Source organism: Stenotrophomonas sp. C3(2023), from assembly GCF_032911385.1.
In the GTDB taxonomy this organism is placed as follows: Bacteria; Pseudomonadota; Gammaproteobacteria; order Xanthomonadales; family Xanthomonadaceae; genus Stenotrophomonas.
Genome location: NZ_JAWJLO010000001.1, coordinates 1,975,445 through 1,993,263, shown reverse-complemented (window position 1 = coordinate 1,993,263; position 17,819 = coordinate 1,975,445). Strand labels below are relative to the sequence as shown.

General features: G+C 67.4%; 16 protein-coding genes and 1 pseudogene. All 17 read right to left on the bottom strand.

What is annotated here, in order from left to right; genetic code table 11:
• Positions 1–113: 113 nt before the first annotated feature.
• Positions 114–881 (bottom strand): flagellar brake protein, encoded by a 768-nt coding sequence (locus RZA67_RS08775; protein WP_317212344.1) that lies wholly within the window; start codon positions 879–881, stop codon positions 114–116.
• Between the two features lie 244 nt (positions 882–1,125).
• Positions 1,126–3,318, bottom strand: coding sequence for a methyl-accepting chemotaxis protein (locus RZA67_RS08770; protein WP_317212343.1), 2,193 nt, complete (start codon positions 3,316–3,318; stop codon positions 1,126–1,128).
• A 5-nt stretch (positions 3,319–3,323) separates the two neighbouring features.
• The gene (locus RZA67_RS08765) at positions 3,324–3,737 is read right to left on the bottom strand and encodes a hypothetical protein (RefSeq protein WP_317212342.1); all 414 of its coding nucleotides are present in this window, start codon (positions 3,735–3,737) and stop codon (positions 3,324–3,326) included.
• A 154-nt stretch (positions 3,738–3,891) separates the two neighbouring features.
• Positions 3,892–5,880, bottom strand: coding sequence for a chemotaxis protein CheA (locus tag RZA67_RS08760; RefSeq protein ID WP_317212341.1), 1,989 nt, complete (start codon positions 5,878–5,880; stop codon positions 3,892–3,894).
• A gap of 45 nt (positions 5,881–5,925) precedes the next feature.
• Positions 5,926–6,291: a response regulator gene (locus tag RZA67_RS08755; RefSeq protein ID WP_166927007.1), complete on the bottom strand. Its 366-nt coding sequence runs from the start codon at positions 6,289–6,291 to the stop codon at positions 5,926–5,928.
• The gene (locus RZA67_RS08750) at positions 6,288–6,596 is read right to left on the bottom strand and encodes an STAS domain-containing protein (RefSeq protein ID WP_317212339.1); all 309 of its coding nucleotides are present in this window, start codon (positions 6,594–6,596) and stop codon (positions 6,288–6,290) included. The genes RZA67_RS08755 and RZA67_RS08750 overlap by 4 nt, the downstream gene beginning before the upstream one ends.
• A gap of 99 nt (positions 6,597–6,695) precedes the next feature.
• Complete coding sequence (locus RZA67_RS08745) at positions 6,696–7,781, bottom strand: chemotaxis protein CheW (protein ID WP_317212338.1); 1,086 nt, start codon at positions 7,779–7,781, stop codon at positions 6,696–6,698.
• Positions 7,778–8,560, bottom strand: coding sequence for a ParA family protein (locus tag RZA67_RS08740; protein WP_317212337.1), 783 nt, complete (start codon positions 8,558–8,560; stop codon positions 7,778–7,780). Before RZA67_RS08740 ends, RZA67_RS08745 begins: the two co-directional genes overlap by 4 nt.
• Before the next feature lie 13 nt (positions 8,561–8,573).
• On the bottom strand, positions 8,574–9,542 hold the full coding sequence (motD, locus tag RZA67_RS08735; RefSeq protein ID WP_317212336.1) for a flagellar motor protein MotD: 969 nt from the start codon (positions 9,540–9,542) through the stop codon (positions 8,574–8,576).
• Position 9,543: 1 nt separating this feature from the next.
• Complete coding sequence (locus RZA67_RS08730; protein ID WP_317212335.1) at positions 9,544–10,284, bottom strand: flagellar motor protein; 741 nt, start codon at positions 10,282–10,284, stop codon at positions 9,544–9,546.
• A gap of 77 nt (positions 10,285–10,361) precedes the next feature.
• Entirely contained in the window at positions 10,362–12,197 is a 1,836-nt protein-coding gene (locus RZA67_RS08725; protein ID WP_317212334.1) for a chemotaxis protein CheA, read from the bottom strand.
• 2 nt (positions 12,198–12,199) lie between these two features.
• A complete protein-coding gene (locus RZA67_RS08720) occupies positions 12,200–12,808 on the bottom strand; it encodes a protein phosphatase CheZ (RefSeq protein ID WP_317212333.1) in 609 nt (202 codons plus the stop codon).
• Entirely contained in the window at positions 12,808–13,200 is a 393-nt protein-coding gene (cheY, locus tag RZA67_RS08715; RefSeq protein WP_317212332.1) for a chemotaxis response regulator CheY, read from the bottom strand. Before cheY ends, RZA67_RS08720 begins: the two co-directional genes overlap by 1 nt.
• Positions 13,201–13,221: 21 nt before the next feature.
• Positions 13,222–13,965, bottom strand: coding sequence for an RNA polymerase sigma factor FliA (locus RZA67_RS08710; protein ID WP_317212331.1), 744 nt, complete (start codon positions 13,963–13,965; stop codon positions 13,222–13,224).
• Complete coding sequence (locus RZA67_RS08705) at positions 13,962–14,849, bottom strand: MinD/ParA family protein (RefSeq protein WP_317212329.1); 888 nt, start codon at positions 14,847–14,849, stop codon at positions 13,962–13,964. Before RZA67_RS08705 ends, RZA67_RS08710 begins: the two co-directional genes overlap by 4 nt.
• Positions 14,836–16,512: an AAA family ATPase gene (locus tag RZA67_RS08700; RefSeq protein ID WP_317212328.1), complete on the bottom strand. Its 1,677-nt coding sequence runs from the start codon at positions 16,510–16,512 to the stop codon at positions 14,836–14,838. Before RZA67_RS08700 ends, RZA67_RS08705 begins: the two co-directional genes overlap by 14 nt.
• A 128-nt stretch (positions 16,513–16,640) precedes the next feature.
• Positions 16,641–17,672: pseudogene (locus tag RZA67_RS08695) on the bottom strand (FHIPEP family type III secretion protein); the annotation flags it as partial.
• Positions 17,673–17,819: the final 147 nt, after the last annotated feature.

Below are 17,819 nucleotides of genomic sequence, written 5' to 3'. Positions count from 1 at the left end.
GGCTTTATATCGGCGTCGCCCCGTGGGACTTTAGGTCTGCCGTGCGCGGAGCGGGGCGGATCTGCCGCTGGCCGATGACGCCGCGCGTCGGCGCAGCCGGGCAGTACCCGGCGTCACGACTCGCCGTTCTTGCGCGCGCTTCGTTGGCGGTCAATACGGAAGATGTAGCGCTGGATTGCGCTGTCGGCACCGCGCGGCATGCGTTCAAAGCGCATGCCGATGCGCTTGATCTCACTGCCGTTGGCCAGGCGCTGCTCACGCATGTTGCAGACCACCAGGCCGACCTGCATCTGTGGACCTTCAGGAATGTTGAGCTCGACTTCGTAGAAGCGCTGCAGAGCAAACAGGCTGCTCTCCTGCGGCACGGTAACGGCCAGGCCGCCGCCGCTGATGTCCACCACCCGCAGCGACAGTGGCTCGGCGCTGCCGTCGGTGCCGATCGGCAGCAGCAGGTGGGGAGCATCGGTGATCGGGGTTTCCAGCCGGTACATCTCCCGTCGCTGCAGATGCACCAGCTCCTCGGGCAGGTCGGCGCGGAACGCAACGTGCGGACCGTTGTCCACGCGCTGGAGCCCATGTACGTGGAAGCGTACGAGCACTTTCTCGAGCTGGGCAAAGCACAGCAGATCGCCTGCTGCTTCAGCGGCGCGGTTGGCTGACTCCAATGGGCTCCCATCCAGCACCAGGCTGTCCTGGTCTTCATCAAGTTCCAGGATGGCGGTGGGGAAGTGCTGGTCGCGGCCGCCGATATGGGCGTTGATCAAGGAGCGCTGGTCGATCAGCTGGCGGATCAGCTGCCGGATCTGCAGCGCATTGCGCACCAGAAAGCGCTCGTCCTCGGCACCGTCGTGCGCGTCTTCGGGATGTTCGCTGTTCTGCATGCTTGCTTCGGACATCGGCTCTGCGCTGGGTCGTTGTGCATCGGGTGGCACGACAAGCGCGCCTTGATAACCCTATCGGCAGCGCCAATCAAAGCTGTAGGGAAAGCTGCAAGTTCATGTCGGATTGCCTGCAGGGTCGACCCATGGTCGGCTCACCGCGCGCAAGCGCGGCCAGGTCGTCGCGATCTGGCCGAAGAGCAGCCGACTGCGGGGCGGATCTACGCCATGCCGCACGGCCGCAAGGCTACGGGTCCAGGCCCGCCAGGCTGCGCAGCCGCTGCACGCTTACCGTGCCGCCCTCGTGACCTGCGAGCCTGAAGCGTGCAACGGCGTCCGAGAGGTGGCCGGCCTGCTCGTCCATGGCGCGGGTCGCCTGGGCCGCCTGTTCGACCAGCGAGGCGTTCTGGCGCGTGTTTACATCCATCTGCGCGATGCTCTGGTTTACCTGTTCAATGCCGGTACTCTGCTCCTGGGAGGCGGCGGCAATTTCACCCATGATCTGGTTTACCTGGCGTACCGATTGCACGATGTCGTTCATCGTAGTGCCGGCGCGTTGGACGAGATCCGCGCCGTGGCTGACCTTGCCGACCGAGTCATCGATCAGTCCCTTGATCTGCCGGGCCGCCTCGGCCGAGCGCTGCGCCAGCGTGCGCACCTCGGCGGCGACCACGGCGAAGCCGCGCCCCTGCTCGCCGGCACGGGCCGCCTCGACCGCCGCGTTGAGCGCCAGGATGTTGGTCTGGAACGCGATCCCGTCGATGACGGTGATGATCTCGGCGATGCGTCGCGACGACTGCTCGATGCCGCTCATGGTGACGACCACGCTGCCGACCACATCACCACCGCTGGCCGCCACCTCCGCCGCGCTGCTGGCCAGCTGGTTGGCCTGGCGGGCGTGCTCGGCGTTCTGCCGCACCGTTGCTGTCAGTTCCTCCATGGTGGCAGCGGTCTCTTCGAGGCTGGCAGCCTGCTGCTCGGTGCGGCTGGCCAGGTGGCCATTGCCCTGCGAGAGGGTGGCGGCGGCATCGTTGATGCTCCGCGACGCACCCTGGATGCTGGAGACAATGGCGGTAAGCTGGGCGATGGTGGCGTTGCCATCGTCGCGTATCCGCGCGTAGACGCCTTGGAAGTTGCCTTCCATCCGCGCGGTCAGGTCGCCGCGCGAGAGCGAGGACAGCAGCACGGAGATCTGCTCGATGCTGGTGGCATTGGCATCCAGCAGGGCATTGAGCTGCTGGGCGAGCTGCAGGAAGAAACCGTCCTTGCCCTCGACGCTGACCCGTGCGCTGAAATCACCTTGCGCTGCTGCCTGTACGATGCGGGCAAGCTCATCCTCGACCTGTGCCTCTAGCGTGCGGTCTGCCCATTCAACAACAAAGCCCTGGCGCTGGCCGTCCTCGCCGATGATCGGATTGACGATCAGCCGTAACAGGCGCCCACCGACGCGGATCTGCGCGCGGTAGGTGGAAGTCAGCGTATCGAGCAGTCTTGCCTGGTGGGCGGGGTTGCGGTGGAAGATGTCGATGTTGCGGCCGAGCAGGTCGCTGGCATCGAACTGCGGCAGGTCGCGGCGCAGATCGGCCTCGGCGTCGGACAGCATGCGCTGCAGTGGCCGGTTGACGAACACGATGTTGCGGTCGCGGTCGGCGATCATCACGTTGGTGGTGACGTCGTCCAGTGCGGCACGCACGCGCAGTGTCTCATGCAGCGTCGCCCGCTCGGAATCGCGTCGCTGCAGCAGCTGCGCGCTGGTCTGTACCAGGGTCCGGGCCAGCGAGTTGGCGGGGAACTGTTCGGCGCCCATGCCGGCGGGCAGCGGCTGGTCGGCGGCAACGTCGCGCGCCAGCTGTGCCAGCTGCACCGGATCATGCCCAAGCAGGAGCAGCTGGCGACGCATCTGTATCGCCATCACCGAGAGCAGGGCTGTCTCCACGGCAACATAGCCGGCATGCAGGGCGAGCACGCCCAGCCCGCTGCCGGCCTCGAACACCGGGAATGGCAACCCACGCTGCTGCAGAAGGAAGAACAACACGTGGTGCAGCGCGATGGCACCTGCGGCGACCACCAAGGGCAGCCAGTCGCGGTAGTAGAGCAGCAGTGCGATCAGTACGATGACCGTGAAGTGGGTCTCCAGCAGTCCGCTGGTCTGGTGGATGAGCGTGGCGGCCTGGACCATCCACGCCAGGGCGATGCTGCAGCGTGACAGGCGTGTTCCTGGCAACAGGCAGGCCTGGAGGATCACCACCAGCAGCGCAGGCAGGCTGACGGCCAGGAAGGCGGTATACAGGCCGCTGCGCATCGCCAGCACCAGACTGACCAGGCTGAGCAGAGCGGTGACCCCGACGAACAGGCGATCGGCCTGCGCGCCGAGCGCCTGCAGGAACGGTGCAGGCTCGTGACCTGCAAACGCGGTGGCATTACGTGACGGTGCGGACATGCTTGTTACTCCTGGCGGCATGAACAGCGGTCGGAAAGGATCAGCGCGGGCTGGGGGTGGCTGAGCAGGCCGGTAACAAGTGCTGCGGCCGATACCTGTCTGGCGCCGCAGTGCCGCTCCAGCATCGCTGGGCCGGCATAGACCAGCCGGTGGCCTGCATCGAGCACGACCCACTCGAACGGCAGATGATCGACACCCACTCCAGCGCCCGTTTCAGCCGGCGGGACAGCGCTGCAGCTGCACTCGCCACGGCCGAGCAGCAGACGCGGCTGGCCGATGCCGTGCATCAGCACGCTGGCAGGTATCTGTGCCAGCACGGCTGCATCGTCCCAGCTGCCATCATGTGTGGGGAGTCGTTGCATCCATAATGCTGGCACCGTCCAGCCGAGCCACAACGCCAACAGCGCGAGGCCGGCCATCGCCCGGTTCCGGCAGAACGGGGCAGGTGAAGCAACGACAGGGGCGGTATCCATTGCCGTGCCTGTAGGTGTGGTCCTTCCGGTAACGGCAGCGCGGACGATGACTTTAGTTGCCGAAGCCGCCCGCGCCCGCCAGCCGGCGTGTACGCCGGGCTCAGGCCGCCTGCGGCACCTTCAACGACCGTACCAGTCCGCCGATGTCCACGATCAGCGCCACGCGCCCGTCGCCGAGGATGGTGGCACCGGACACCCCGCTGATGCGCCGGTAGTTGTTCTCGATGTTCTTCACCACGACCTGCTGCTGGCCGACCAGTTCGTCCACCTCCAGGGCGATCTTCTGGCCATCGCCTTCAACCACCACCACCAACGGCTCATCGCTGCGGCGACGCTCGTAACCGTAATACTCGCTGAGCGAGAGAATCGGCAGGTATTCGCCGCGCACGCGCAGCACCCGGCCGTCGCCGGCCATGCTGCGCACATCCTCGGCCTGCGGCTGCAGGGCTTCGAGCACGTAGGCCAGGGGCAGGATCAGGGTTTCGCCGGCGACCGAGACGGTCATGCCGTCGAGGATCGCCAGGGTCAGCGGCAGACGGATCAATGTGCGCGTGCCGCTGCCGAGGCTGCTTTCGATCTGCACCTCGCCGCCCAGCGCCTGGATGTTGCGGCGGACCACGTCCATGCCTACGCCACGTCCGGACAGATCGGTCACCGCATCAGCGGTGGAGAAGCCGGGCTGGAAGATCAGGTCCCAGACCTGGCTGTCAGTGGGGTTGTCAGGCACAGCCAGACCGCGCTCCTGCGCCTTGGCCAGGATCTTGTCGCGGTTCAGGCCACGGCCGTCGTCGCTGACCTCGATGACGATATGCCCGCCCTGATGCGAGGCGGCCAAGGTGATGGTGCCGGTATCGTCCTTGCCAGCCTGGCGACGGACGTCAGGCATTTCCAGGCCATGGTCGATGGAGTTGCGCACCAGATGCACCAGCGGGTCGGCGATCTTCTCGATGAGGCCTTTGTCCAGCTCGGTACCTTCGCCGATGGTGCGCAGGCGGACCTGCTTGCCCAGCCGGCTGGACAGATCGCGCACCAGGCGCGGGAAGCGGCGGAAGACCGCGTCCACCGGCAGCATGCGCACGCCGATGACCGCTTCCTGCAGGTCGCGGGTATTGCGCTCCAACAGATCCAGGCCGGCGAACAGCCGTTCGGCGTGGACCGGGTCGATCGCATTGGAGACCTGCTTGAGCATGGCCTGGGTGATGACCAGCTCGCCCACCAGATTGATCAGCGCGTCGACCTTGTCGACGCTGACGCGGATCGAGCTTTCCGCTTCGGCGGCGCCAGCGGTGGCGGTCGCGCCGGCGGCAGGCGCGACGGCGCCGGTGCTGGCAGGTGCCGCAGCCTCAGCGGCAGGTGGCTGGGTGGCCAGGCTGGGCGGTGCAACCGGACGGATGTCCAGCTCGCAATCGTCGACCACCCAGGCAAAGGTATCTTCGATCTGGCTGCGCGGGATCCTGCCGACCAGACCCAGGTCCCACGCCAGATGTGCTTCCAGCGGGTCAAGCTGGCTGAAGCCAGGCAGCCGATCCAGTCGTGCGGCGACCTGCAGCGGTCCCATGTGCTCCAGTTCGCGGATGATGCGCAGCGGGTCGTTGCCACTCATGAACAGCGAGGGCGATGGGACGAACGCGATTTCCCAGGCTTCCGGCTCGGCCTGCGGCGCTGCGGCCGACGGGGCGGCAGCAGCAGACGGGGCGGCCTGACCGCTGAGGATGGCCTCAAGCCTTGCCTTGATCGCGGCCACCGCGTCCGGATCGGCAGCCTGGCCATGTTCGGCCTCGCGCAGCAGGGCGCGCAGCACATCCACCGAGGCCAGCATGGCATCAACCGCATTGGCTTCCAGCGCACGCTTGCCGGCACGCAGCTCGTCCAGCAGGGTTTCCAGCACGTGGGTGACCCCGGCGATGGTGTCGAACCCGAACGTGCCTGCGCCGCCCTTGATCGAATGGGCGGCGCGGAACACCGAGTTGATGATCTCAGGGTCCTGCTGGCCCGATTCCAGCGTCAGCAGGCCAGCCTCCATGGCATCAAGCCCTTCGCGGCTTTCCTCGAAGAAGGTGGCGTGGAAGCGTTGCAGGTCCATGCTCATGACAGAAGCGATCCGGATGCGAAGAAGAGGGGGCGGCGCGGGCGATCAGCCCAGCACTTTCTGCACGGTGGCGACCAGCTGCTCGGGGTTGAACGGCTTGACCAGCCAGCCGGTGGCACCGGCGGCCTTGCCTTCGGACTTCTTGTCAGCGGCCGATTCGGTGGTCAGCATCAGCATCGGGGTGAACTTGTAGTCCGCCAGCTGGCGCAGTTCACGGATCAGCGAAATGCCGTCCATGTTCGGCATGTTGACGTCGGTCACCACCGCATTGAAGCGCTGGCCTTTGGCGCGGGTGAGCGCGACCGCGCCATCTTCGGCTTCTTCGACGGCAAAGCCGGCCGAGGTGAGGGCGAAGGACACCATCTGGCGCATCGACGCCGAATCGTCCACCACCAAGATACGTGCGCTCATGCAGCGTTCTCCACAGATTTCAGGTTGTCATGGGGTACATCCAGGCCCAGGGCCTGGCTGACGCCGAGCAGTCGCGCGGCGTCGGTGAAGGTTGCGGTGCAACCGGCGAAACCGGTGCCCAGGCCCGCATTGCGGCGGTCCTGCACGAACGCGCACAGCACCTGCACGGCGGCCGTGTGGATGCGGCCAACGCGGCTGGCATCCAGCGTCAACGGGTCGGCCGACGCCAGCAGGGGCGTCAGTTGGTTCTTGAGCTCGGTGCAGCTCTCGATGCCGAGATCTTCACCCAGGTCCACAGTGCTCATCGTTGCTCCGGACAATCGGTTCCAGTTCCTTAGCGGCGTACCGGAAGGGTTCTTTAGGCCCGATCTTCGCCGACCCGGTCAGGGCAGGCGCAGAGCGGCTCAGCTGAGCAGACGGGTCGCATCGAGCAGGATCATGGGACGCTGCTGGAGACGCGCCACCCCGCGGAACACGTCGTTGCTGATCCGGCAGATACGCGCGGTGTCCGGCGGCTCGATCTGCGAGTCGGCCAGGTTGGTCACATCTTCCACCGCCGAGACACGAAGGCCCATGATTTCGCCGTGCTCCTCAAGCACGACGATGCGGGTCTGGGCATCCTCCTGGGCGGCGGCACCGCCCAGATGGAGACCCAGGTCCATCACCGGCACGACCTGGCCCCGCAGATTCATGATGCCCAGCATCGACCGTGCGGTACCGCGCAGCGGAAGCAGGGGCACCGGCAGAACCACCTCCTGCACCTTGAGCAGCTCCAGCGCGTAGGCCTGGCTGCCACAGCGCAGGCGCAACCAACGGGAACTGCGCTCGGTGGAGCGTCGGCTCAGGTGCTGTGAACCGGTGGGGCGATGCGCTTGCGCCTGCAGTTCCTGCCAGGTGGTGGGTTGCGCTGCCGGTACGGCGGCGTGGGGGGAAGCGGCGATCGGTTCGGCCACGATGGGAGCTCGGGCTGCCGGCGCCGGGGGCGGCACGGCCGGAGAAGAGGGGGCGGGCACGGGTGCGGTGGCCGGCGATGCAGGCGCCGCCGCAGCGCTGAACGCTGCTTCGAGCGCCGGGCTGTCGGCGTTGGTCAGCGCAGTGCTTTCGCCGCCGTGGGTTTCGTAGATGACTTCGTCGGGCAGATCGTCCCAGGTGGGTTCGCGATCGGGTTCGGCGCCAGGGGCCACCGAGCCTGGCTCGGCGCTACAGGCGCTGCCGGTTTCATGTATCACTTCGTCGGGCAGATCGTCCCAGGTGGGTTCGCGGTCGGGTTCGGCGCCAGGGGCCGCCGAGCGTGGCTCGGCGCTACAGGTGCTGTCGGTTTCGTAGATGACGTCGTCGGGCAGATCGTCCCAGGTGGGTTCGCGGTCGGGCTCGGCGCCAACGGCAACGGCCGCCGAGCATGGCTCGGCGCTACGGGCGGTGGCAGAAGGCGGCTGCGCGTCGCCCAGCAGCTGCTCGAGATAGTCGTCGAGGACGCCGGTGGCGTTCATGCGGCCTGCTCCAGCGCGCGTGCGTCGTCGCTCAGGATCCAGTTCAGTGCGCGGCGGTAGGCGGCCAGTCCGCGGCCCGGGTAGTCATCGCCGACGACGGGCTGGGTCAGCGCGGCCGCCTGGCTGATGCGGGTGTCGACCGGGATGGCGTCTTCCCATACGCGGGCACCGTGCTTGTCCTGCATCTGCCGCAGACTCTCGTTGCCGGCGCGGGTGCGGCGGTCGAACAGGGTCGGCAGGATCGACATCGGCAGCGGGCGTCGGCGCGAGCGTTCCACCATCTCGCCGGTGCGTACCATGCCATCCAGACCATGCAGTGCCAGCGGCTCGGCCTGGGTGGGGATGATCAGGCGGTCAGCCGCAGCCAGCGCGTTGATCATCAGCAGTCCCAGCGTCGGCGCGCAGTCGAGCAGGATGTAGTCGTGTCCTCCCGCGTGCTGGGCCAGCGCATTCTGCAATGCCAGGCCCAGGCCGGGCTGGTTCGCGCTGCGCCGTTCGAGGGTGGCCAGAGCGGCCTGTGCACAGACATAGGCCAGCCCCGGCACATCACTGCCGTGGCACAGCGAAGCGAGCTCGGCCGGGGGCGCGGCGAACAGCTCGAGCACGCCGGCCGGAGCTGGATCAACCGCCACGCCGAAGGCGCGCGTGAGCGAGGCATGTGGATCGAGATCGATCAGCAGGACGCGGTGGCCAAGCGCCGCCAGACCGCGGCCAAGCGCGAGCGTGGTGGTGGTCTTGCCGACTCCGCCTTTCTGGTTGGCGACAGCCCAGATGCGCATCGGGGTTACTCCTTCATTGCTGGGGTGACGGCGGCGCCGATCTGGCTGCCGGCCGGCGGGGGGTGTCAGGCGCCGCCGCTGTGGGGGAAACGGGGGTGGCGGGCCGCGTGCCTGCAGCAGCGAGCTGTGCGCCGAGCGGGCCGACGGCGTGGCTGGTATCGGCCAGGATGACGACCATCACGCGCCGGTTGCGGTTACGGCCCTCGGCCTGCGCATTGTCTTCGCGCGGTCGGAACTGCCCGTAGCCGACCATGGCCAGCCGGGCCGGCTGGACGCCCTGGTCGGCGAACAGGTGGACGACGCTGGCGGCACGTGCGGCCGACAGTTCCCAGTTGGAGGGAAACTGCGCGGTGGCGATGGGTCGGTTGTCGGTGTGGCCTTCCACGCGCACGCTGTTGGGCACATCGCGCAGGACTTCGGCCAGCCGCGAAAGGGTGTCGCGGGCGTGCACGTCCAGACTCGACGAACCGGTAGGAAACAGGATGTCACTGTTGATCTCCACCTCGATCCACAGCTCGGTGCGCTTGACCGAAATCATGCCGTTGTCGATCAGCGGCGCCAGCGCGGAGGTGAGCCGGTCGGCGATGCGCTCCAGCTGCTGCTCGGCCTGACGCAGGCGCTGCTGGTCGTGGACCGACACCGGCATGCGCATCTGCGAGGCCATCGATGGCAGCAGGGTCGGGTCGGTGCTCGGCGCCGGCGCCGACGGCCCGACCCGGTTGCCCGTCCTGATGACCGACGGGCTGTCCCAGCCACCGCCCTGCACCTGCTGGTTGCCCACCTGGACCGGGTTGATGGTGCGCGGCGCTCCACCGAACGCGTCGGTGAGCGCGTCGGCCATCACCCGGTACTTGCCCTCGTTGACCGAGGAAATGGCATACATCACCACGAAGAAGGCAAGCAGCAGCGTCATCAGGTCGGCGTACGGAATCGCCCAGGCCTCATGGTTGGCATGTTCTTCGTGGTGGCGACGACGTGCCATGTCAGTGCAGGAAGCCGGACAGGTTGGTTTCGATGTTGCGCGGGTTCTCACCCTGGGCGATGGAGATCAGGCCTTCGATGGCCATTTCGCGGTCGCGGCTGCTGTGGGCGATGATGCCCTTGAGTTTGTTGGCGATCGGCAGGAACAGCAGGTTGGCCGAGGCGATACCGTAGATGGTGGCGGTGAAGGCGGCGGCGATGCCATGGCCGAGCTTGCTGGGGTCGGCCAGGTTCTTCATCACCGCGATCAGGCCCAGAACGGCACCGATGATGCCGAGGGTGGGGGCATAGATGCCCATGCCTTCATAGAACCGGGTCGCAGCCAGGTCCTGGTGCTCCTGGCTGCTCAGCTCGATCTCGAGCATGTGCCGGATGCTCTCCGGCTCCACCCCGTCAACCAGCAGCTGCAGGCCTTTGCGCAGGAACGGATCGCGCTGGGCTTCGACCTGTGGCTCCAGCCCCAGCAGACCCTGACGCCGGGCGATGTTGCTCCATTCCACGATCAGCGCGATCAGCTCGCGACGGTCGCTGTGCGGCGGTCGCACCACCCAGCGGACGATATGCAGTGCACGCTTGAACACCGCCGGTGCGGTCTGCAGCAGGATGGCGGCCAGCGTACCGACGATGACGATGACGAAGGCCGCCGGCGACCACAGCGAGGCGAGGCCGGCGCCTTTGAGGATGCTGCCTCCAACCAGTGAAGCCAGGGCGAGGAAGAGTCCAATGAGGCTGAGTCGGTCCATGAAGCGTTTATCGGCCTGGAATAGGGGGACTTGAGTTGGCGGCGGCGTACAGCGGGCAGGTCGTCACAGTTCAGCGATCAGTCCTGCGGATTGCGCAGGCCGTCCACGTCGAGGATCAGGGCCATGCGGCCATCCCCGATCAGGGTGGCGCCGGCATAGCCGCGCAGGCCACGCAGCGCCTTGGGCAGCGGTTTGATCACCACCTCCTCGCGCCCGCGCACCTGGTCCACCACCAGGCCGAAGCGGGCCTCGCCTGCCTGCAGTACCACGATGGTCAGCAACGGCGCATGCACCGGTTCGACATCAAGCCAGCGTCGCAGGTCGACCAGCGCCAGCGTGTGCGAGCGGCGATCCAGGACGGCGCGCCCGTCGAACCAGCCCAGCGAGGTGGACGGTGCATGCAGAACCTCCATCACACGGGCCAGCGGCAACGCGTAGACATCTTCGCCGGCCTGCACCAGCAGGGTGGGCAGGATGGCCAGGGTCAGCGGCACCCGGATCAGGAACCGGCTGCCGCGGCCAAGTTCGGACTGGATCTGGATCTGCCCGCTGAGTTCGCGGATGCGCGACTGCACCACGTCCATGCCAACGCCGCGACCGGAAATGTCGGTCACCTCCTGCTTGGTCGAGAAACCGGGCAGGAACACCAGATGCAGGCACTCCTCGCTGCTCAGGCGGGCGGCGGCTTCAGGGTCGATCAGGCCCTTCTCGCGCGCCTTGGCGCGCAGTTTCTCCGGATCGATGCCGGCGCCGTCGTCCTGCACCTCGATGCTGACATAGTCGCCTTCCTGCTGCGCTGACAGCCGCACATGACCGTTGCGTGGCTTGCCCTGGGCCTCGCGCAGCTCGGGCGTCTCGATGCCATGGTCAATGGCGTTGCGCACCAGGTGGACCAGCGGATCAGCCAGCGCTTCCACCAGGTTGCGGTCCAGCTCGGTCTCCGCGCCGATCAGTTCCAGCTCCACTTCCTTGGCCAGGTTGCGTGCCACATCGCGCGCCACCTTGGGGAACCGGGAAAACACTTTGCCGACCGGCTGCATGCGGGTGCGCATGACTGCCGACTGCAGGCGGGCAGTGGCAATGTCCAACGTGGATACTGCACGGTCGAGTTCCTCATCGCGCAGCCGTACCCGCAGTGTCTTCAGGCGGTTGCGCGAGAGAACCAGTTCGCCGATCAGGTTGACGATGGCGTCCAGGCGTTTGGTATCCACGCGCACCGTGTGCTCGGCTTCGGCCAGCGGCTTGGCAGCGGGCTTGGCCGCAGGCCGGGCGGGAGCCCCTGCCGGGGGCGGCGGTGGCGGTGCCGTTGCGGCCGTCGTGACCACCGCCACCGCGCCGGGCGCGGCCCCACCGTGGAGCTGGTCCAGCAGGGCTTCGAATTCGTCTTCGCTGATCAGTCCGTCGTCGGCGGGTGCCGCCACCGCCGTCGGTGCCTTGCCACCATGCAGCTGGTCGAGCAGGGCTTCGAACTCGTCTTCACTGATCAGGTCCGAGACCGGGCCACTGGCGGCCGCCACGCTGGCGGGTGCCGGAGCGCCACCCACGTCGAACTGGGCGATAAGCTCCGGTGGCGCGTGGCCGGGCTCTTCGCCTGCCGAGACCGCGTCGAGCATGGCCTGCAGATAGTCCAGCGACTGCTGGCCGGCGTCGAAGTGATGGGCGGCCAGCACCGCCTTGCCCGAGCGGGCCAGGCCGAGCGTTTCCTCGGCGGCATGGCACAGCTCGACCATGGCGGTGATGCCGAGGAAGCCGGCGCCACCTTTGAGGGTGTGATACCCGCGGAACACCGCATTGAGCTGGTCGTTGTCCTCTGGCGACTGCTCCAGGGTGACCAGCTGCTCGCCCAGCCGATCGAGGATTTCCTGCGCCTCGATGATGAAGTCTGCTGCGATGTCGTCCGCGATTCCGCTCATGATTACAGTCCCAGATCCGAGAGAAGGTCGTCGGCGTCGTGCTGCGACACTGCGTGGCGATCGAGCCCGCGCACCACCGGTCCGGCCAGTTCCGGCCCGTTGCCATTGGCCTTCTCCGGCGGCAGGCCGAGCGCGCCAAAGCCCTCATGGACCCGGCGCACGATGCCCACGACACGTCGGATGATCTGCCCGGTCAGGTCCTGGTAGCTCTGGGTCAGGGCGATCTCGGTGAGGTTGTGGCGGATGCGCTCCAGCTGCGCGCCCTGGTCGACGTTGAGCCCACCGTCACGCAGCTGCTCGGTCAGACCACGGCATTCTTCGGCCAGGTCCAGGGTCCGATGGGTGGCCTGTTCGGTCATCGCCACCACATGGTCCAGACGTGCGCAGGCATCATCCAGCTCGCCGGCCTCGCTGGGCAGCGACGGCAGTTCGCCCAGCGCCTGGCCCAGTTCGCGGGCCAGTCGTGACAGCCCGGCCATCATCGGCTGGGTACGCAGGGCGGCCAACGCGTCGATCTGCTGACGCCAGGCGGCTTCGTCGCCGCTTTCCAGCGCCGCCAGCGCGTCCTGCAGGCGCTGCACCAACGCGGTCTTGTCCTGGATGCTGTCCATCAGGCGCTTGCCGCCAGCCGTTCGAAGATCTTGCCCAGCTTCTCTTCCAGGGTCTGCGCAGTGAACGGCTTGATGATGTAGCCGTTGACGCCGTTCTGGGCGGCTTCGATGATCTGCTCGCGCTTGGCTTCGGCGGTGACCATCAGCACCGGCAGCGTCTTGAGCTTGTCGTCGGCACGGATCGCCTTGAGCAGCTCGATGCCGGTCATCACCGGCATGTTCCAGTCGGTGACCACGAAGTCGAAGGACTGGCTCTGCAGCAGGGACAGCGCGGCATGCCCATCCTCGGCCTCGGCCGTGTTGGTGAAGCCCAGGTCGCCCAGCAGGTTCTTGACGATGCGGCGCATCGTCGAGAAGTCGTCGACGATCAGGATACGCATGTTCTTGTTCAAAGCTTGATTCCTCGGTTGTGCTTACTCTTCCAGACCGGCATCGACGGCCTCGAAGATTTTCAGGCGGCCACGCAGGCGCAGTACTGCCTGGCCATGGATCTGGCAGACCCGCGATTCGCTCACGCCGAGCACCGCGCCGATCTCCTTCAGGTTGAGCTCCTGCTCGTAATAGAGCGAGAGCACCAGTTGTTCGCGCTCGGGCAGCAGGCCGATGGCCTTGCCCAGCTCGCGGCCGAACTCGCCACGCTCGAGCACCTGCTGCGGGGTGGGGCCCCCTTGCGCCGCGGTGTCCAGCTCGCCCTGGTCTTCGATCCGTGACTCCAGGCTCAGCACCTGCCCGCGCGAGGCGTCTTCCATCAGCCGCATGTAGTCGGGCAGGGGCATGTCCATCGCGGCGGCGACCTCGGTGGCACTGGCGGCACGGCCGGTACTCTGTTCCAGCCGCCGGATGGTGGCAGCCGCATCGCGTGCGCGACGGTGCACCGAGCGCGGGACCCAGTCGCCGCGACGGATTTCATCGATCATCGAACCACGGATTCGGATCGAGGCGTAGGTCTCGAACGAGGCCCCCTGTTCGGCGTCGTAGCTGCGCGAGGCTTCTATCAGGCCCATCATGCCGGCCTGGATCAGGTCATCTACCTCCACGCTGGCGGGCAGGCGTGCCGCGAGGTGATGTGCGATACGCCGCACCAGGTCCGAATGCTGGGCAATGACCTCGTTGGCCGCCGTACGCTGGACTTCGCGGTACTGTGCGGCGCCTTTCATGCCACCACCCCGCGCTGCTTGAGAATGCGCTCGAGGAAGAACTCGACGCCCCCGCGCGGTTCGGTCGGGGCCTGCCAGCGTGCGGTGCGACGGGCGATCTCGTTGATCGCCAACGCCGACGGGCTCGACGGATAGGCCTTGACCACTGGCTGCTGCCGCTGCACCGACAGGCGCAACCAGTCGTCCTGCGGCACGCAGCCCAGATAGTTCAGCGAGACATCGGCCAGAAACTTGTCGCAGACCCGGGTCAGCTTTTCATACAGGACGCGGCCTTCATTGGGGTCGCGCACCATGTTGGCCACCACCTGGATGCGGTCCACCCCGCGCTCGCGCGAAAGCACCTTGATCAGCGCGTAGGCGTCGGTGATCGAGGCCGGCTCATCGCAGACCACCACCACGGTGTCCTGCGCAGCCTGGCAGAAGGTCAGCACGCCGTCGGTGATGCCGGCAGCGGTATCGACCACCATCACGTCCAGGTCGCGCTCCAGCTCGGAGAACACGTTGACCAGGCCGACATGCTCGGCCGGTGCAAGCTCGGCCATGTGCCGGCGCCCGGATGCGGCCGGTACCACCAGCAGGCCGTTGGGGCCTTCGATGATCACCTCTTCCAGTGTGCAGCGGCCGGCCACCAGATCGGCCAGAGTGAACTTCGGGTTGAGACCCAGAATGACGTCGATGTTGGCCAGGCCCAGATCAGCGTCCAGCAGCAGGGTGCGTTTGCCCATGCCGGCCAGCGCCACGGCCATGTTGGCCGAAACGTTCGTCTTACCCACACCGCCCTTGCCGCCGGTGACGGCGATGGTACGTACCGGCCCCAGCGGCTGGCTGCGGGTGGCCGACAAGGGGAAGGTGGTGGTCAGCTTGGCGTACTCACGCGACGGCATGGTTCAACTCCGGGTTGCAGGGCATATCGGCCGCGCGGCGCAAATCTTCAAGGCGAAGTACAAGATTGGCGGCGCTGGCCCGGTGCAGGTCTTCCGGCACGTCCTGGCCGTCGGTGACCCAGGTGATCGGCAGGCGGTGGTCCACGGCCACCGACAGCGCGGTGCCGAAGCGGCCGGTTTCGTCCAGCTTGCTCAGCACCACACCCTGCAGGTTGGCGGCGCTGAACCGGCGTACCACCTCGTCCATGTCGTTGAAGCTGGTGTTGGCCGGCAGCACCAGCAGCGTGCTGACCTTCGGCGCGGCCCGCAGCCACTGCAGCTGGGCGGCGAGGGTGCGGTCACGCGGGCCCAGTCCGGCGGTATCGATAAGCACCAGCTTGTAGTCCTTCAGACGCTCCAGCAGCTGGTCCAGGTCGGTGCCGCTGCTGGCCTCGTGCACGGCGATGCCGAGCTGGCGGCCGAAGCCGTAAAGCTGCTCGCGGGCGCCGATGCGTGCGGTATCGGTGGTGACCAGGGCAACATCGCGGGCAGCGTTGGCTTCGGCAAAGCGCGAGGCCAGCTTGGCAATGGTGGTGGTCTTGCCGGCACCGGTCGGCCCCACCAGCGCGATGACCCCGCCGGACTCCAGCGGATCGGCCGGTGTGATAGGCAGGCGCCGGGAGATCAGCCCCAGCATCAGGCCACGGCCACGGTGGGCCTCGGTTTCCAGCGGAATCTGCAGGGCGACGTCGCGGCTGATGCCAGCATCAAACCCGTACTCATCCATCAGATCCAGCGCCGCGGCACGCACCGCGCTGCCGCGCAGCCGTTCGTCGGTGAAGCGCTGCATCTCGCGCTCGATCACGGTACGCATGCCGGCCACTTCGTTGCGCAGACGACGCATCTCCTCGTCGTCGCGCTCGATCACGGTCAACACCGGTGCGGCGGCAGCCACGGGCAGCGATGCTGGCAGGACCTGTACCGGCGCCAGGGCAGCATCATTGGCCGCTCCTGCGCCGGCACTGGCCGCTCCTTCAACGGCGGTTGACGGTGCTGCGGCGCTGGGCAGCGGTGGCGGCAGGGGGCGCGCGTCGTTGCGGGGCAGCGCGGGCTGGTCATCGTTGACCACGAATACCGCCCGGTCCAGTGCGGGCGGCGGGACCGCAGGCGCTGCGTCGACAGCGGGTACCACGGCAGCAAACGCCTGCAGCGATGGCGACGGCGACGTTTCGTTGACGGCGGCGTGGGAGATCCCGGTCGCCGTTCCTGCACGGGCCAGAGTGGCGGCGAAGCCATCGCTGCCAGGACGCATCACGATCTCATCGGCGCTGTCCAAGGTGCGACCGGTGGCACCGACCGCCGCGCGGGCCAATGCAGCCACCGCCGAGGTGGTGGCGGCAACCGGTTCAGCCTCCACCGCGGTGGTGCGTCGTCGGGTCATCGCTGCGATCATCGCATCGGCCGCGCTGCGCGGACGGGCGGGCTTCGGCGGCGGGGCAAGGTCCTGGCGGCTCGCGTCCAGGGCCCGCTGCACCGCGCTCTCGTCGTAATGGGCCGCCGCTACGATCTCGACGCCTTCTTCGATCCGTCGGTTTGACAGGATCACCGCGTCAGGGCCGTGCTCCTTGCGCACCAGGTTCATGGCGGAGCGCATGTCGGAGGCGACGAAACGTTTGATTTTCATGCTTTGGTACCGGGACGAAGACGGCGGGGAAAGCGGGGAACGCGACGGTTCGGTGGTCTGCACGGTGCGGGTTCCCCTTCTGTTTGTGTTCGTGTTGGATCAGTGGTGTCTGTTTTCTGGCGCGGCGCTCAGCTGATCGTGCCGATCAGCTTCAAGCGCTTGTCTTCCGGTACTTCGCTGTAGGCCAGCACCGAAAGTGACGGGACGCTGTGCCGGACCAGCCGTGCCAGTGCGGCGCGGACCGGGCCCGGTACCAGCACCACGGCCGGTTCGTTGCGGGCTTCCTGCTTGCTGACACAGTCGGCAAGACTCTGATGCAGCCGTTCGGCGAGACCGGGCTCAAGCGCAGCGCCATTACCCTGCGTGGACTCCTGCAAGACCCGTTCCAGTTGGGGATTGAGGGTGAACACCGGCAGTTCTGTGGCCATGCCGGAGATCTCCTGCACGATGAAGCGACCCAGCGCGACGCGCACGGCGGCAGTGAGGGTGGCCGGGTCCTGGCTGATCGCGGCATTCTCGACCAGTGCCTCGGCGATGCGACGCAGCTGGCGCACCGGAATGCGTTCGATCAGCAGGTTCTGCAGCACGCGCACCACCACCGACAGCGGCAGCGCCTTGGGCGTCAGATCCTCGACGAGCTTGGGCGCGCTTTTGGCCAGGTTGGCCAACAGGTGCTGCACCTCCTCGTGACCCAGCAGTTCCGGTGCATGCTCGCGGATCAGATGGCTCAGGTGGGTGGCGACCACGGTGGCCGGATCGACCACGGTGTAGCCCATCGACTCGGCCTGCGCACGCTGGTGCGGCTGGATCCAGGTGGCGTCCAGCCCGAACGCGGGGTCCTTGCCGGCGATGCCGTCCAGTGCGCCGAGCGCGCTGCCCGGGTCCAGGGCCAGCTCACGGTCGGGATGAATTTCGGCAGTGGCCACCGGCACGCCGTGCACCAGCAGGCGGTAGCCCGTCGCCGGCAGTTCCAGGTTGTCACGGATGTGGACCGAGGGAACCAGGAAGCCGATGTCCTGGGTCAGCTTGCGCCGTACGCCCTTGATGCGCGCCATCAGCTCGCCACCCTGGGCGGCATCGACCAGCGGGATCAGCCGGTAGCCCACCTCCAGGCCGAGCGGATCGACCGGCCGCAGCTCGTCCCAGCTCAGCTCGGCCGTCGGCGCCGGCGCGGGCCGGCCAAGTGCGGCGGCCACGGCCGGGTCGCTGCTGGCGTCGGCCGCACAGGCGCCGGCCGATCGGTTACGGCTGGGTCCGTCGCAGCATCTGCGGCGTGGCACAGCACAACTGCCAGCAGGGCAGCGGCA

Excerpts from the sequence above, each read along its gene's own strand:
- RZA67_RS08775 (WP_317212344.1), bottom strand. The coding sequence starts at position 881 with ATGCAGAACAGCGAACATCCCGAAGACGCGCACGACGGTGCCGAGGAC.
- RZA67_RS08770 (WP_317212343.1), bottom strand. The coding sequence starts at position 3,318 with ATGTCCGCACCGTCACGTAATGCCACCGCGTTTGCAGGTCACGAGCCT.
- RZA67_RS08765 (WP_317212342.1), bottom strand. The coding sequence starts at position 3,737 with ATGGCCGGCCTCGCGCTGTTGGCGTTGTGGCTCGGCTGGACGGTGCCA.
- RZA67_RS08760 (WP_317212341.1), bottom strand. The coding sequence starts at position 5,880 with ATGAGCATGGACCTGCAACGCTTCCACGCCACCTTCTTCGAGGAAAGC.
- RZA67_RS08755 (WP_166927007.1), bottom strand. The coding sequence starts at position 6,291 with ATGAGCGCACGTATCTTGGTGGTGGACGATTCGGCGTCGATGCGCCAG.
- RZA67_RS08750 (WP_317212339.1), bottom strand. The coding sequence starts at position 6,596 with ATGAGCACTGTGGACCTGGGTGAAGATCTCGGCATCGAGAGCTGCACC.
- RZA67_RS08745 (WP_317212338.1), bottom strand. The coding sequence starts at position 7,781 with ATGAACGCCACCGGCGTCCTCGACGACTATCTCGAGCAGCTGCTGGGC.
- RZA67_RS08740 (WP_317212337.1), bottom strand. The coding sequence starts at position 8,560 with ATGCGCATCTGGGCTGTCGCCAACCAGAAAGGCGGAGTCGGCAAGACC.
- motD (WP_317212336.1), bottom strand. The coding sequence starts at position 9,542 with ATGGCACGTCGTCGCCACCACGAAGAACATGCCAACCATGAGGCCTGG.
- RZA67_RS08730 (WP_317212335.1), bottom strand. The coding sequence starts at position 10,284 with ATGGACCGACTCAGCCTCATTGGACTCTTCCTCGCCCTGGCTTCACTG.
- RZA67_RS08725 (WP_317212334.1), bottom strand. The coding sequence starts at position 12,197 with ATGAGCGGAATCGCGGACGACATCGCAGCAGACTTCATCATCGAGGCG.
- RZA67_RS08720 (WP_317212333.1), bottom strand. The coding sequence starts at position 12,808 with ATGGACAGCATCCAGGACAAGACCGCGTTGGTGCAGCGCCTGCAGGAC.
- RZA67_RS08710 (WP_317212331.1), bottom strand. The coding sequence starts at position 13,965 with ATGAAAGGCGCCGCACAGTACCGCGAAGTCCAGCGTACGGCGGCCAAC.
- RZA67_RS08705 (WP_317212329.1), bottom strand. The coding sequence starts at position 14,849 with ATGCCGTCGCGTGAGTACGCCAAGCTGACCACCACCTTCCCCTTGTCG.
- RZA67_RS08700 (WP_317212328.1), bottom strand. The coding sequence starts at position 16,512 with ATGAAAATCAAACGTTTCGTCGCCTCCGACATGCGCTCCGCCATGAAC.